This window comes from Sphingomonas sp. ABOLH, from assembly GCF_003951715.1.
Lineage (GTDB): Bacteria > Pseudomonadota > Alphaproteobacteria > Sphingomonadales > Sphingomonadaceae > Sphingomonas > Sphingomonas hankookensis_A.
Window position 1 is genome coordinate 1 of the sequence record NZ_QQWV01000036.1, and the last position, 13,909, is coordinate 13,909.

At 62.9% G+C, this 13,909-nt stretch carries 14 protein-coding genes and 1 pseudogene; 9 read left to right on the top strand and 6 right to left on the bottom strand.

The window, feature by feature from the left end:
- Positions 1-121: 121 nt before the first annotated feature.
- Positions 122-664 (top strand): recombinase family protein, encoded by a 543-nt coding sequence (locus CA237_RS14680; RefSeq protein WP_277600137.1) that lies wholly within the window; start codon positions 122-124, stop codon positions 662-664.
- Positions 665-677: 13 nt separating this feature from the next.
- Here CA237_RS14680 and CA237_RS14685 read toward each other — a convergent pair whose 3' ends face one another.
- Both CA237_RS14685 and CA237_RS14690 read right to left on the bottom strand, forming a co-directional pair.
- Positions 678-1,298: a hypothetical protein gene (locus tag CA237_RS14685; protein WP_126014477.1), complete on the bottom strand. Its 621-nt coding sequence runs from the start codon at positions 1,296-1,298 to the stop codon at positions 678-680.
- Positions 1,299-1,613: 315 nt separating this feature from the next.
- A complete protein-coding gene (locus tag CA237_RS14690) occupies positions 1,614-1,979 on the bottom strand; it encodes a hypothetical protein (RefSeq protein ID WP_206432985.1) in 366 nt (121 codons plus the stop codon).
- Positions 1,980-2,154: 175 nt separating this feature from the next.
- Here CA237_RS14690 and CA237_RS14695 point away from each other — a divergent pair, with 175 nt between their 5' ends.
- The 3 genes from CA237_RS14695 (at position 2,155) to CA237_RS14705 (ending at position 4,911) form a co-directional block, all read left to right on the top strand.
- The gene (locus tag CA237_RS14695; protein WP_126014479.1) at positions 2,155-3,804 is read left to right on the top strand and encodes an N-6 DNA methylase; all 1,650 of its coding nucleotides are present in this window, start codon (positions 2,155-2,157) and stop codon (positions 3,802-3,804) included.
- Complete coding sequence (locus CA237_RS14700) at positions 3,791-4,552, top strand: hypothetical protein (protein WP_206432986.1); 762 nt, start codon at positions 3,791-3,793, stop codon at positions 4,550-4,552. Before CA237_RS14695 ends, CA237_RS14700 begins: the two co-directional genes overlap by 14 nt.
- A 68-nt stretch (positions 4,553-4,620) precedes the next feature.
- Positions 4,621-4,911: a hypothetical protein gene (locus CA237_RS14705; protein WP_126014481.1), complete on the top strand. Its 291-nt coding sequence runs from the start codon at positions 4,621-4,623 to the stop codon at positions 4,909-4,911.
- 276 nt (positions 4,912-5,187) lie between these two features.
- Here CA237_RS14705 and CA237_RS14710 read toward each other — a convergent pair.
- Positions 5,188-8,037, bottom strand: a pseudogene (locus tag CA237_RS14710) (Tn3 family transposase); the annotation flags it as partial.
- Positions 8,038-8,201: 164 nt separating this feature from the next.
- On the opposite strand from CA237_RS14710, the gene CA237_RS14715 reads away from it, so the two are divergent.
- The 4 genes from CA237_RS14715 (at position 8,202) to CA237_RS14730 (ending at position 10,811) form a co-directional block, all read left to right on the top strand.
- A complete protein-coding gene (locus CA237_RS14715; RefSeq protein ID WP_007406331.1) occupies positions 8,202-8,783 on the top strand; it encodes a recombinase family protein in 582 nt (193 codons plus the stop codon).
- A gap of 20 nt (positions 8,784-8,803) precedes the next feature.
- Positions 8,804-9,628, top strand: coding sequence for a hypothetical protein (locus tag CA237_RS14720; RefSeq protein ID WP_126014483.1), 825 nt, complete (start codon positions 8,804-8,806; stop codon positions 9,626-9,628).
- A gap of 134 nt (positions 9,629-9,762) precedes the next feature.
- Positions 9,763-10,101: a hypothetical protein gene (locus tag CA237_RS14725; RefSeq protein ID WP_277600138.1), complete on the top strand. Its 339-nt coding sequence runs from the start codon at positions 9,763-9,765 to the stop codon at positions 10,099-10,101.
- A 227-nt stretch (positions 10,102-10,328) separates the two neighbouring features.
- A complete protein-coding gene (locus tag CA237_RS14730) occupies positions 10,329-10,811 on the top strand; it encodes a hypothetical protein (RefSeq protein ID WP_126014485.1) in 483 nt (160 codons plus the stop codon).
- Positions 10,812-10,924: 113 nt separating this feature from the next.
- Here the strand turns inward: CA237_RS14730 and CA237_RS14735 are convergent, their stop codons facing one another.
- The 3 genes from CA237_RS14735 to CA237_RS14745 are packed head-to-tail and all read right to left on the bottom strand — an operon-like array spanning position 10,925 to position 13,458.
- Complete coding sequence (locus CA237_RS14735) at positions 10,925-11,485, bottom strand: toll/interleukin-1 receptor domain-containing protein (RefSeq protein WP_076711807.1); 561 nt, start codon at positions 11,483-11,485, stop codon at positions 10,925-10,927.
- Positions 11,486-11,498: 13 nt separating this feature from the next.
- The gene (locus CA237_RS14740; protein WP_126014487.1) at positions 11,499-11,981 is read right to left on the bottom strand and encodes a TIR domain-containing protein; all 483 of its coding nucleotides are present in this window, start codon (positions 11,979-11,981) and stop codon (positions 11,499-11,501) included.
- A gap of 34 nt (positions 11,982-12,015) precedes the next feature.
- On the bottom strand, positions 12,016-13,458 hold the full coding sequence (locus CA237_RS14745; protein ID WP_241215502.1) for an SIR2 family protein: 1,443 nt from the start codon (positions 13,456-13,458) through the stop codon (positions 12,016-12,018).
- Between the two features lie 250 nt (positions 13,459-13,708).
- On the opposite strand from CA237_RS14745, the gene CA237_RS19710 reads away from it, so the two are divergent.
- Positions 13,709-13,882: a hypothetical protein gene (locus CA237_RS19710; protein WP_164523884.1), complete on the top strand. Its 174-nt coding sequence runs from the start codon at positions 13,709-13,711 to the stop codon at positions 13,880-13,882.
- Positions 13,883-13,909: the final 27 nt, after the last annotated feature.

Consider the following 13,909-nt stretch of genomic DNA (forward strand, 5'->3'; position numbering starts at 1 on the left):
GTCGGGCTACGCCCTCCCTACGCCGCCAGCAGCGCGAAAACCGCGCCCAGCATCAACCACCCAACATCTCAGCAAGGGGGTCCCTTTTGCGCGCCGATAGGGGGTCCCGATTGAACGCCGATTGACAACGCTGCAACTCGATGCGCTGGCAAAGGCCGGGTGCGAGAAGGTGTTCACTGACAAGGCAAGCGGCGCGAAGATCGACCGGCCGGGGCTGGTCGAGGCGCTGGGCTTCGCACGCGCCGGCGACACGCTGGTGATCTGGAAACTCGATCGGCTCGGCCGCTCGATCCATGGTCTGATCGCGCTGGCCGCGGACCTGTCGGAGCGGGGGATCGACTTTCGGTCACTGACAGACGGGTTCGACACATCAACGGCATCGGGCCGGCTGCTGTTCCACATCCTCGCCTCGGTCGCCGAGATGGAACGCGAGCTGGTGAAGGAGCGGACGATCGCCGGGCTGGCGGCAGCGCGCGAGAAGGGCAGCACGGGGGGAGGGCGCAAGCTGGTGATGACCCCCGAAAGGATCGACACGGCGCGCAAGCTGCTTGCCGTGGGCGAAAAGCCGGCCCGGATCGCAAGGCTTCTGGGCGTCGGCCTCTCGACCTTCTACCGGCAGTTCCCGGCGAGCGACCGCCCGGAAGCAGCCACTACCGACATATAATCCTGTCTTGGTATCAAAGCCCCCCGGCGAGCTGACGCATCTTGTCCATTTCCCGCGCCAGCCGCATCTGCGGACTGTCGTACAGCTCGCGCATCAGGCGCATCTCCGGCCTGTTATAAATCTCCTGCATCAGGCGAACCGTTGGGTTCTCCTGCGCCGCGCGGATCGCACGAAGTGCAGGGGTGTCCATACCAGCCAGCAACATTGCACCACCCGAAATGGGTTCGCCTGCGAGCTGCGCAAGCGCGATGTTCCGGGCAACCCGCAAACCCGGGCCGGATTCCGCCTGCCGGTTAATCTTCGCATCGCGCCGGGCGCGAGCCTGATCCAGATACCGCTGGCCAGCCTTTTTCCACTTGGCCTGAAGGCGACGGATCGTTGCCTCATCCGGTGCGTCCAGCACCCGCTTGGCTGCCGTGGTCGGTTTCAGCGTCAGTGCCGCGATCATCATGTCCGCCATCTTGGCAAGGACAGGTTCATCGTTCAGACCCGATCCTTCTGGTCGGCCGCGTCCGCGCTTTGCTGCATTGTTCATCTGCCGGTCCTTTCCTGTGCCGACCGCAATATCAGCAAACAAAACAGTAGCTTCAATGACGATAAATCCCGAACAAAAGCGAGAATAATTGACCGTCAAAACGACGGATCGATCCCGGAAAGCGAGAATAATTACTGCCTGTCGTCACGCCTTGCGAGTGTCCAGCAGACCGCTTTGTCAGGCAGGCGGGTCGAAGGTATCGCCATTCGGAAGGGTGAAGACCGATCCATCGAACGCAATGCCTTGGCCTCCAGCGGTCCGCAGCTCTTTGCATCCAGGCATACGCCCATGAGGATCGTCCTTTGATGACGCATCGATCCAATGCTGCACTTGAATGACCTGTACGCGATGCCCAAAGTGGGTTTTAACCTCAACACTCTTCCTAGTCGGCTGAATGTGCGTTTCTCTCTGGGGTTATTTGACCTTACGGTGCTTCCATTCCGGCGCTCGGAGAAGCACTGCCGCATCGCCGTCATTGTTCCAAACAGCAGATCCAAGCTGCCAGTAGAAGCGATGCTTGGTATGACCATCGTCCATCTTCTCTGACGTGTTCGTGCCCTTTCCGGTCCTGAGCACGACAACGTCGCCAGCTTTCACCTTCTTGTCTGGAAACCAGTAGATATGGCGGATCTTGTTGGAAACCGAGCCTTCAGCCGTGTAGGTCGTATCGCCAAGCAGATAGTGGCCGATATCGCAGTCATTATCGACCTTGATATAGACGTACTCCTTTTCGGCGTCGCCGTGCCCGCTGATGTTGCTGATATGCACGTCCATTGCCATCGCACCCTCCTATCGGTCGCCCATGCCTCCCACAGCGCCTCGAGCTGATCGGCTGTCATCACGCATAGGTGGGGTATATTTGTTCACCACCATTGGAACGCAAGTAGAACGTATGCTAGCCGGCATATCTGATTACGGCGGCTAGGTGCCGACGTTACGAGGGGTTGAAGAAGGCATGGACACACCGGCGCTGCGGAAGGCCCGAGGGGCATTCTTCACCCCGCCGGCGCTCGCCCGCTTCATTGCCGATTGGGCGATCCGCACCGACACAGACACCGTGCTCGAACCGTCGTGCGGCGATGCCGCTTTCCTGCTGCCAGCGATCGAACGGCTGCGTAGCCTCGGCGCGTCGCCAAACCTAGCGGATCAGCTCCACGGCATCGAAATCCATGACGCTTCGGCTCAAGCCGCACTCGCGCAGCTCTCGAGGCACAAGGTCGAGGGAAGGGTCGCTGTCGGCGACTTCTTCGACCAAGCACCGCCAGCGGCGAAGTTCGATGCCGTGATCGGCAACCCTCCCTACGTTCGGTATCAGCAATTCACCGGCGACGCTCGAGCCAAAAGCCTCCAGGCGGCGCTCGCGCAGGGGGTGCGGCTGACCGGCCTCGCCAGCTCTTGGGCGGCGTTCACCATCCACGCCTCCGACTTCCTGAACGAAGGTGGCCGGCTCGGCCTGGTGCTTCCGGCCGAATTGCTGACCGTCAATTATGCCGCACAGGTCCGCCGCTTCCTGCTGTCCCGCTTCGCCAAGGTACGCCTGGTCCTGTTCGAAGAGCTGGTGTTCCCGGACGTGCTCGAGGAGGTGGTACTGCTCCTTGCGGAAGGAACGGGCGGGGCTCCCAGCTTCGAAGTCTATCAGGCGCGCAATATCTCCGACCTCGAGCGCATCTGCGCCAATTCCTGGATCGGCTATGCGCCTTCCGGCGATCAGAAATGGACGCCAGCCCTCCTGCCGGCCGCGGCGCTCGACATATATGCACGCCTGACAGAAGGATCGAGCTTCGCGACGCTGCTCGACTGGGGCGAAACTTATCTGGGCGCGGTCACCGGCAACAACGACTTCTTCTCGCTCAGCCGCAGCGACATTGCTCGCCTCAAGCTGAAGGCTGGCGAGCTGCTGGCAATCTCACCCCCGGGGTCGAAGCACCTACGTGGCCTGACCTTCGGGCAGGCGGCGTGGGAAGAGCTGGCCAAGGAGGGCAAGCGCTGCTTCCTGTTCGCACCTGGTGCGAAGCCAAGCGCAGCGGCACGCGCCTATATCGCGCACGGCGAAGCCACCGGCGTCCATCACGCTTACAAATGCCGTGTCCGCTCGCCGTGGTGGCGGGTGCCGATAGTGGAACGGCCCGATCTGCTGTTCACCTACATGAACCATGATCGTCCACGTCTCATCACCAACGATGCCGACGCCCAGCTCCTCAACTCGCTATATGGCGTGAAGCTGAAGCCCACAGTGCGCGCGATCGGCCGCGAGCTGCTGCCGCTCGCCTGTCTCAACTCGGCGACGCTGTTGGGCGCCGAAGTCGTCGGTCGTGCCTACGGCGGCGGCATGCTGAAGCACGAACCCAAGGAGGCTGACCGGCTCCCAGTGCCATCATCGGCCACCCTCGAGGCCGTCGCCGACGAGCTGCGAGCAATCCGACCGCAGATCGGGCGAGCGTTGCGTAGTGCGAAGCCGCAGCGCGCGATCGATCTTGTCGATACCATCATCCTCGAGCGACACCTCGGCCTCAGCACCGTGGAAGTCGCCGGCCTCCGCGGTGCCCGCGATCTGCTGTTCCAGCGTCGTGTCACCCGTAGCAGGAGCGAACGTGTCACCGATTGAGAAGGCGATCGACGCAGCGCTCCGATCGTTGCAGCCCAAACCCGACGACACTGCCTCTTCGGACACGAAGAAGGCATACAGCGAAGCCATGTCGGCCGCCGTCGCCAATACGATCGGTGCCGAGCTGCGACGCCGCGGTTGCAAGGAAGCCCGTCCGGCCGAACCGGGCGAGCTGGGTGGGTCAGGCGCCGAACGCCGGATGGCTGGCGGTATCGGCGCCAAGAAGGTCGACGTGACTTGGGCGACCGAAGAATCCGGCCTGCTGCTCGGCATATCGATCAAGACGATCAACTTCCGCGACAGCCGCACCCGCAATTTCCAGAAAAATCTCACCAACCGACGCGGCGACATGCTGATCGAGGCGGTGACCCTGCACCGGCGATTTCCTTACGCCGTCCTCGCCGGCCTGTTCTTCCTCGATGCCGGTGCCGAGCACGATCATGTGCGGGAGGGTGGTGCTACACCTCGCCGGCGCTCAACGTTCCTCAACGCTCACCAGCGCCTCAAGCTGTTTACCGGGCGACGCGATCCCTATTATCGGGACGAGCAGTTCGAACGCTTCTACCTCATCTTGGTCGAAGCCAATCCGAACGCCTCGAGCATCCGCGCATTCGCCGTGGGCGAGCCTGAAACGGAAATCCCGATCAATCAGCTCCTGGACGACCTGATGGCGCTGGTTGCCGAGCGGAACCCGGATTTCTACGAGTTCAATGACGTGTCCGGCAGGCTTCTCCGAGCAAGGAGCTGACCCCCAACTGCGCACCCCCTTGATTACCAATACGTACATACATACGTGTGGCTGAAGGAGGTAGCGATATGGCTTATATTGATCCGCGCATGGTTACGTCGCCCAAAGGGCGGGTCGAAAGGCTCGACGTGATCTTCGACGGTGGCGAGGGCGACTACGCCGTCGCCAACATGTTGTGGGATGGTCAACCGGCGACAGGCGTTCGCTGGAATGGCGGCGATCAGGGCGAAAAGTTTCAGGGGCTTGGCAATCCCCAGAGCCGTGGCATCCCCACTTGGTTCATCCTTCCCGATCCGATTGCGGAACTCCTCCGCGAAAATCCCGCGGCGCTTGTGCGCAACGATCCTGCGGCTCGGTAGGGTCGTTCAATGAGTGATGCTGAAGCCGATAAGCCGGCAGCGATTGTCGCGCTCGATCTTGGCCCTTTGCCGGTTGCCAAGATCAACGGCGTTCTTGGGAGCACCTCAAGGTTTGTGACACGGACAGCGGTAAGCTGAACAGGTAGCGAACAGGGCGGCTCAGGCCACCTTGGCTCCGGGTCCGCCGGCGATGTTGAGTGCGCGGTAGCCGTCTTGATCGAGCTCGGCAGCGGCGTTTTGCCAGAGGTAATCGCCGGTCAGGCTGATGTGTCGCTAGCCTAGCGGGGCTACATGGGCGAGCAGCTCGTCGGGCGCGGGCTCGCCGCTGGCGCGCAGATGCTCGACGGCGCGGCCCATGTAAAGCGTGTTCCAGTACACGATCGCGGCGGTGACCAGCGTCAGCCCGGACGCTTTCAGCGCCTGGTTCTCGAACTGCGGATCGCGCAGGCGGCCCTGTTTGTGGACGAACACGGCTTGGGCGAGCGTGTGACGCGCCTCGCCCTTGTTGAGCCCAGCCTGACACTGCTGGCGGAGCGCCCTGGATTCTAGCCAGTCGAGCGTGAACAGCGTGCGCTCGATCCGGCCCAGCTCCTGGAGCGCGAAGTCGAGCCGGTTCTGGCGACGGTACGCGGCCAGCTTCTTCAGCATGACCGACGGTAGCACCACGCCGGCCTTCACGGACGCGGCGAGCCGGACGATCTCGTCCCAGCTTTCGCGGATGGCAGCGATGTTGAACGGGCGCCCGATCAGCTTCGCGAGCGCCTCGGGGCGGGCCGTGCCCGGGAACAGGCCGAGCCGGCGATCGGCTAGATCGCGCAGGCGGGGCACGAACCGGAAGCCGAGTAGGTGCGCGAGCGCGAACACGTGGTCGGACGCGCCGCCCGTATCGGCATAGTGGGTCGCGGGTTCGATGCCGCAGCCGTGCGCGACCAGCCCGTCCAGCACATAGGGCGCCTCCGCCGCGGTCGCCGAGATCAGCCGGACATGGTAGGGCGCGTAGGTATCGGCGACATGGGCGTAGATCTTCTGCCCCGGCTCCCGGTCGTAGCGCGCGTTGGTGCTGCCGGCCGCGCCCCGCCTGCCCGAGCGGAAGAACTGCCCGTCCGAGCTCGACGCGGTGCCGTCGCCCCACACGCGCGTGAGCGGCAGCGCGGCTTGCGCGTCCACCAGATGGCGCAGCCCTGCCGCGTAATTCTCTTCCGATACGTACCAGCCATGCGTCCAGGCGAGCTGGGCGTAGGTGACGCCCTGGCTGGCGTTGGCCATGCGCTCGATGCCGAGGTTCGTCGCGTCTGCCAGGATCGCGGCGAGCACGGCCTGCGGGTTGGAGTGGGCGCGGCCCGAGCGCAGTTCCGGAAATGCGCACAGGAACCCGGTGCGGGCTTCCACCTCGGCGAGCAGCTCGGTGATGCGCACGCGGGGCATGAGCCGGTCGACGGCCGCGTCCAGCCTGTCGGCCGCAGCGGGCGTTACGGCCGCGAGCGGGCTGACCCTGAGGTTACCGCCCCGCAGCTCCACGCCGTCGAGCGTGCCGCGCTTCAGCGAGCCTGCGAACCGGCGCAACCGCCAGTCGAGCAGCCTGGCGCGCCCCTCCAAGTAGCGGCCGACGTCGGTGTCGAACGGCAGCGTGAGCGCGATCTCGGCCGCTTTGCCGGGCGGGAGCATATAGCTGTCGAAGCGCAGGTGTTCGCGCGTACCCTCCACCCACAGGTCGCCCGATTGGAGCCGCTCGCGCACGGTCGCGACCGTGGCGGTTTCGTAGCGACGGCGGTCGATGACGCCGCCCTCGGTGATCGCCGCCTTCCATTTTCTGGAAAACGGCATGGGCGCATCGGCCGGTACGTCTCGCCGCCCGGTCGCGTTCAGCGCGCGCACGACCTTGATCGCGCCGAGCACGCCGTCGCGCGAGCCTGCCGCCTTGAACCGGAACGCGTCAAAAAACGCGGGCGCGTAGCGCCGCATCGTCATGTAGCGCCCCGCCGCGCGGATCAGCGGCTCGTCGCGAGTCAGGTCGGCGATCGCGGTCGCCTCGCTCTCGGCGTCCAGAAGCCTCGTCCAGCCCACCCCGTCGTCGAGCGCCGCCCAGACGTCCAACCCGTCCTCGCGCGCGACCCGGAGTGCGCCGACCGTGGCGCCCAGCAGCCGCATGAGCCGGTTCACGTCGCGTGTGGTCGCCTCGATGCCGCGCTTCTGCGCGGCCCTGGCCCTGGCGAACAGGAGGCCGGTCTGCTTGCCGAACATCTCGATCGCGGCGTCCGCGAGCCGCGCTTCCAGGTCGATGACGGCTGCGGCGAGTGTCGCGCGCCTTCTGCGGAGCGAGTAGTCGGACAGGAGGAACGCGGGCGCGACGTGGCCTTCGCGCACGAGCTGCTCGAAGCGGTGCTCGTGGATGCGGCCGGCCATGCCCGGGTCGAGCCCGAGCCGGCGCACGTGCGCGAGCCGGGCGAGAATGCCGGCGAGATTGCGCGCGGTCGGGCTGTCCGACGTGTCGCGCAGCCACGCGAGCGGCGTCGTGCTGCGATCCTGGTCCACGATCAGCAACGCATCCAGCCCCGTCACCTGCTCCGGAGCAAGCGCATCGACCAGCGTGTCGGCCGCGAGGCGGCGCGCCATGGCGCGCCCCGCCACCCCGATCCGCTCGATACGGGCGGGCGCGGGCAGAACGATCCGGGCAGCACGCAAATGGCCCAGCACTGCCGCGGCGATCGGCTTGCCCCGTTCGGTCGCTTCCGCCGCGCGGGTGGCTGCGCCGAGCGCGCCGGGGACGTCGGCCGCCTCGAACGCGCGCAGGCGCAAACGCTCCATCGCCTCCCAGGCGTGTTCGAGCCGGGTCTGGGCGCGATGCGCGTAGCCCTCGAACGCTGTGGGCGCGATGTCGAGTTGCGCGGCCAGGTGCCGGATCAGAAAATCGGGGACGACATCGTCGTGGCGTATGCCGAAGCCGGGATGACGCAGCAGGGCGAGGTGCAGCGCGAAGCCGAGCCGGTTGGCGTCGCCGCGCTTCGCTTCGATCAGTGGCCGGTCCTCATCGGCAACCGTGTAATGCTTGGCGAGCGAGGCATGGTCGAGGGGCACGCCGAACAACGCGCGGCGTTCGTCGCCCGTTAACAGATCGCGTCTGGCCATCGATCACCCCCTGTCCGGGAGCGTATAGTTTATGGCCGACACGTGCGAGGTGTCGCGTAACTCTCAAGTTTCGCGACGGCGGCCCTGACCGGTCACGCCACGAGGGCGGACGCTGTCGCAAATGTCTGTTGCTAATCAGCCGTGTTCCAATGCACATCTGCGACATGCTCCTCGGCTATGCGCGCGTATCTACCGACGATCAGGATCTCACGCTTCAAAAGACGGCACTGAAGGCGGCCGGATGCCGGCGGACATTCGAGGAGAAGGTGTCCGGCGCCAAGCGCGCCCGACCGGAACTCGACCGGATGCTGGAGCAGCTGCGCGACGACGACGTGGTTGTGGTCACCCGGCTCGATCGCCTAGCGCGGTCGACGCGCGACCTGCTCGACATCGCCGAGAAGCTGAACGAGGCGGGAGCGGGGCTGCGCTCGCTCGCCGAGCCCTGGGCCGACACGACCACGCCTGCGGGACGCATGGTGCTCACCGTGTTCGCCGGCATCGCGGAGTTCGAGCGCGAGCTGATCCACCAGCGTACCAGTTCCGGCCGCGCGGCAGCCATGGCGCGCGGCGTGAAGTTCGGGCGTAAGCCCAAGCTCACTCCGGACCAGATCGCGCTCGGACAGCGTCTCGTCGGCGAAGGCACATCGGTGCGCGAAGCGGCGAAGCTGCTGAAGTGTCATCATGCCACGCTCTATCGGGCGCTCAACCATCCGGCGCAGATGCCCGTACATCGCTCGACACGTTGATTGAGGAGTAGGATTTCGCCATGATCTTCGCGCTTCTACTAGCGGCAAGTTCGCCGAATTCCGCGCTGGAGGCGGAGCGGGCCTACTCGGAAGCTGTACTTGCCAGTGGCCGTCAGGCAGCGGCACGCAGTTTCGGTCCACAAAGCGACCCCTGGCCAATACAACATGCGCCCGAAACCGCGCGCTCTCCATCTGTGGCCAGCATGTTGCAAGCAGCCGAGAGTAGCCGAAGGTGGTGGCTCACAATGATGAGTGTCGAGAGCCATGCCGAGCGCAGACCCGAACTTGTCTTTCCGTCCTGTGATCCGAGCGGGTCGGCAGTTGTTATCGGCGGGCTGTACGATGGCGGAAATCGAGTTGGATCATATAAGACGCTTTGGCGGAACAGTGCTGAGGGGTGGCGCTGGGAAATCGACGACTATCGTCGGGATGGATCGAAGGCATTAGCGGCAGAAAGTTTACAAGCGATCGAACCTGAGTGCTCGGCAAAACTCACCAATGAACAGCTCCAAATCCAAGCCGTTAGCGATGCCAAAGAGATCGCGTCTGTTTTGCGACAGGAGCAGGCCGGCAAACAGGTCGACTGGTTGGCTGTTCCAAGACGAAGCGTGGCCGAAGACGTTATCTTTGTCGGCAACGATGGCCGACGCATCCGCAGGCTCCCCGCCAAGCTGCCCATTCGGCGCATAGCGGGTGCGTTATCGTCCGGAAGCAGTTACGATGAAACGCTACGGTGGAGTAGCCGCGTCCTGGACGGGTCTGCACAAGCCCATAGCTTTCAGATCACCCAGTGGCGCGGTCCCAAGAATGGATGGCAGATCGTCTACTACGAGCTCCGCGGGTGAAACATCACGAGAGGTGATCCGGTAACTTCCAACTCGTCCAACCTCACAAACCCACGAAACTTAATATACTTTGCGGCAACGCTCAGGCCTTTGTTGACCATTTGTTCCGACTGCCGCTGTCCATATGACAAACCTTGAGGTGCCCCCTTCTTGGCTCAAGCCTGATTGCAGCGGGCGCCCATTTCTCGGTTCGCGCACAGAGCCATTCTCAGATGCGGCATCCCGATGATTTTGAGCTGTGCCGCCAGTACGTAGGGCAGATCGTCGCAAATCCCGACTATATCGGGCAAGCACCTGGTCAGAATGACGGGTTTGAGCTGATCGGCGAAATTCCGCAGGAACAGGCGATCATCCTTGTGGCGATCAAGCTAAGGTTGGACAAGGCGGGGCGCTATATCGTCGCCAGCACCTATCCGATCGACCGGAACAAGCTGGAGCGTCGACTGCGAAAGGGCTTCATCCAGCCAGCCTAGAAACTAGAAAGCCCCGCACGGGCGGGGCTTTCAGAAGCTATCGGCGGGGCGCCAAATTCCCGCATCCCTTCGGCTTTCGCCTACTTTGCCACTTACGTGGCGTGTGAGGAGGCCGTTCTCACCTCGGTAGCTTTCGAGCTTCCTAGCTAGGAATAAGTTGAAAGACCGTCAACACCCCCCGTACATACATACGTAGCAGATAAATGTAGCGCCGCAGCCTGGCTAACATGAGCCGATCGGCGATCATCCGTGAGGTTGTAATGATGCCCCCCACAGATGCCGAGGTCGAGCAAGCTGCTCGCGATTTCCGAGCGGCTATCGATGCCGCCGGACCCGAGCCGTGGGCGCTGAAGCATATCACATACCCAAGAGGAGCCTGCGGACATGCCGCGGAGCTGCTTGGCCGCTACCTGATCGAGCGGCTGGGGATCACCGCCGATTACGTCAATCAGGATGCGTCGGACGATATCGGCGGCTGGCGTCACTCCCATGCGTGGCTCGAGTGGAACGGGCTGACGATCGACATCTCCGGCGACCAGTTTGGCTGGGCGCCGGTCATCGTGACGCGAGAACCCCAGCATCACGGCAAGGGCGAACCGAACACCCGACACCCTGTATGTCTCGAGCATCAGCGGGATTGGTGGTGGAGTGAATGCGGCCCCCTCTGGGCCGCCATCCGTCCTCACCTGCCAGCCCGGGAAGAAAGGTAGACCTTTCTACCTCCGATAATGGCAGCCCGTGTGCCGCCATGGCGAAGAAGGCCGACTCTACCCGCCTCCCGATGCCGCCCTCGCCATTACCGAAAAGCTCAAGGGATGATCGATCAGGCGGCAACGCTCCACGCTCTGAAGCTACTATCCGCGCCCTTGACCCTGATATCATCGCGCCTGCGTGTAGCCACGCCGATCGAAGCCATGTCGACCGTATCGTAGAGATTGAGATATTCCTGGCTCGTATAGGATCGATCCGCAGCGGTGACGGGGAAAATGAAAACGCGCCGGGACGGATGGGTGAAGGCATCGAAATAGCCCAATTCCCACGGGCACCACTTGGACTTGGTGGCATTCGCCGAATGCAGATAGAGCAGCGTCCGGCACTGTCGCATCCGCCCTCTGATCTTCTCGGCGGTCGCCCGCGTTACAGCGGTACGGTCTAGCAGCGGGTCGTCGATCCAGTCGACATAGACGGACAACCCCTTTTCCTCGAGCAGCTGCTTGGCTCCAAGGACAAGTTCCTGATCCATGAAAGAATGCGACAAGAATACATCGAAGGAAGATTGGTATGTGTCACGCGATTCGCGCAACAAAATGCCCGCAGACTTGAACGTAGCTGCTTTCGCACGAGCAGCGGCAGCCCGGACCTCAGATTCGGTAACGTAGGACATGATCGATCTCGCTTTAACGACCGGCGCGCTGGGCAGCGGCTTCGACCCACGATGAAAAGTTCTTTCTACCGTCACCCTGCAACCAGGAATAAGTAGGGTAATTCATTCTGGTCCCGAACCGATCGGTAAGCGCAAGCTTTGCGATCGGATCGGCCCCGGCCGGATCAACGGTGCCGTTACTATCCTTCATGCCAGCTAAGTGCACGCCAAGGATGCCGCGTCCCTCGCGGTGGGCCTTACGGATCTCATACTCCACCCACGGCCTCGTATGCGTATCGCGACCGATCAGTACCGCTACCACGCTACTGCCGTTCATCTGCGTATCGATCCAGTTCTGGATCGCCTGCGGGCCCTTGCGCATGATTTCTTCCCACGACGCATGATCGACAATGGTGTTGGAATCACGGCTTCCCGGCAACATCCAGGCATTGCGGACCTGCGACACGCGCCATGCATCTCGCGTGAAGTGAAAGCTGAAGAATACCCGCCTCGCCAATGCCGTTCTCCCAGATGTTCATCACAAACGATTTTCAGCGTGTGATCCGCTTAATGATTTTCAAAACCGCATCAGCGAGTCGATCTGGCGTTGCCGAGGCGTCTGACAATATGCGCAACTCATCGTCCGTGGGGCGCCGGGCATTACTGCCAGTCGACGGAAGGGCTGACGTCAGCAACTCATTGGCGATAACCGAGGCAGCGCCTCCGGTGGCTCCGACAGGCAATAGAAATGCACCTCTACCATCGGCGAGAGCGCGCTCTTCGAACACACCGGTGGCAGACACCAGTCCGCCGGACTCGATCTTCGCACCGCCAACGAAAACCACGATACCCGCCAAGCGCGCCAACTCACCACGCAGCTCTGCCCAATGCTGACGATCCGGCTCAGCGTCACCGACCGGTTGCGGAAAGGGACGAACAACCAACCGCCGATCAAAGTCCCACTCACCGCGCCCCTGCATGGTTTCGAGGAACCCTGACAGCGAAGCTGATCCGACCAACAGCCCGGCCCCGGATAGCATGAAAAGATCTGTCGATCCGATCCTACGCCCGATCGCGCGCGCTACATCGTGAACGAACCCCGCGCTGGAATCACCGGCATCGAGCGGCCAGCTACCCGACATCCATATCCGACGACGTGCCACACGCCGTTCGAGTTCATCCATCAATTCATCAATTTCAGCGAACGCATCGATCTCGACGACGACAAGACCATAGCGTCGCAAGTCGCGCACCCAATAGTCATGCCGCTTCAACCGGGCGGCGTGGGCATCATCAGACCCAAAATCCGCCCGCTGTGGCCGCCGTGCGATCATGAAGTGTCGGGGCGGGGTTGTTGGAAAATGCTCACGCAGCAAGGCAAGCACGTGGCGGACGTTCGGGTCCGTCAGGCTCATACCCACGAACAGGAAGGTCATTCCTGTCAGATGAGCGTGCAGCAGACCCAAAAATGCACCGCGCCGCTGCCGGTACAGTTCGTAATCCTCGGTGGAAATTACCAGATCATCAACTGCATCGATGGTCCCGTGCATCTTGTAAATGCGAACCGCTCCCGCGCGGCGCTTGCGCAGTGCCAACTGCTCCTGGTTGGCCCGAACATCAACCGGGCGCCCAAGCTCGCCGAACGCACGCTCGATCAGCCGGTCGTAATTCGTCGTCCACACCTCGCGGATCGGCAGCCTTGCCAGCGACAGCAACGCCGAGGGGATGGCATGATCCGGCTCGATCTGCTCCCGTATGGCATTTAGCACGGTCGTGCGGTTCGAATGATCCGCACCAATCGCCCATTGGGCAACTGCCGTAAGATCGTCGACGTCTTCAATTTCGAGGCCGAGATCACCCGCAATTTCCTGCAGCAAGCCCTTCCACGAGGGATACCCCGCGGCCATGGAAGTGCCGGCACCGACAAGAACCGAAGCGCCATCCTCAGCAAGTGCTGAGGTGTACTCTCTCAAAAATACATCGCGATCGCTCAAAGGGCACCGGCGAAGATTATCAGTATCATTCGTTCACATTACGTTCTTCCAAGGAACGTTTCAAGTTGTGCGGTCTGCCATCGGCCATGACCAGCCGCGGCGCGCAATGCGTATCGATCCAATCGGTGATCTCGCCGGCCTCACCGCTGCCATGTCATTCGAGATAGCTGCCTTCATCAGCACCGCCTGATTGGGTGTTTGACGTAGCGCAGCCCTAGTTACGATTCCCGCCGAGTGATATGACACGACCATGCGCACGGTCCCCTTTCCCCGCACACCCGCCCAGGTCCGTGAATGCCTTGCACTGGCAGCCGAAGGCGCGATTGCGGTCGAACGCGACGGATCGCCCATGATCGCCATCGTGCCGGTCGAAGAGTATGCGCGCCTTGTCGCACTCGACAGGGCGGAAGCTGCGGAAGACTGAGTGAAACCCGGCAAACGGGACACGCGC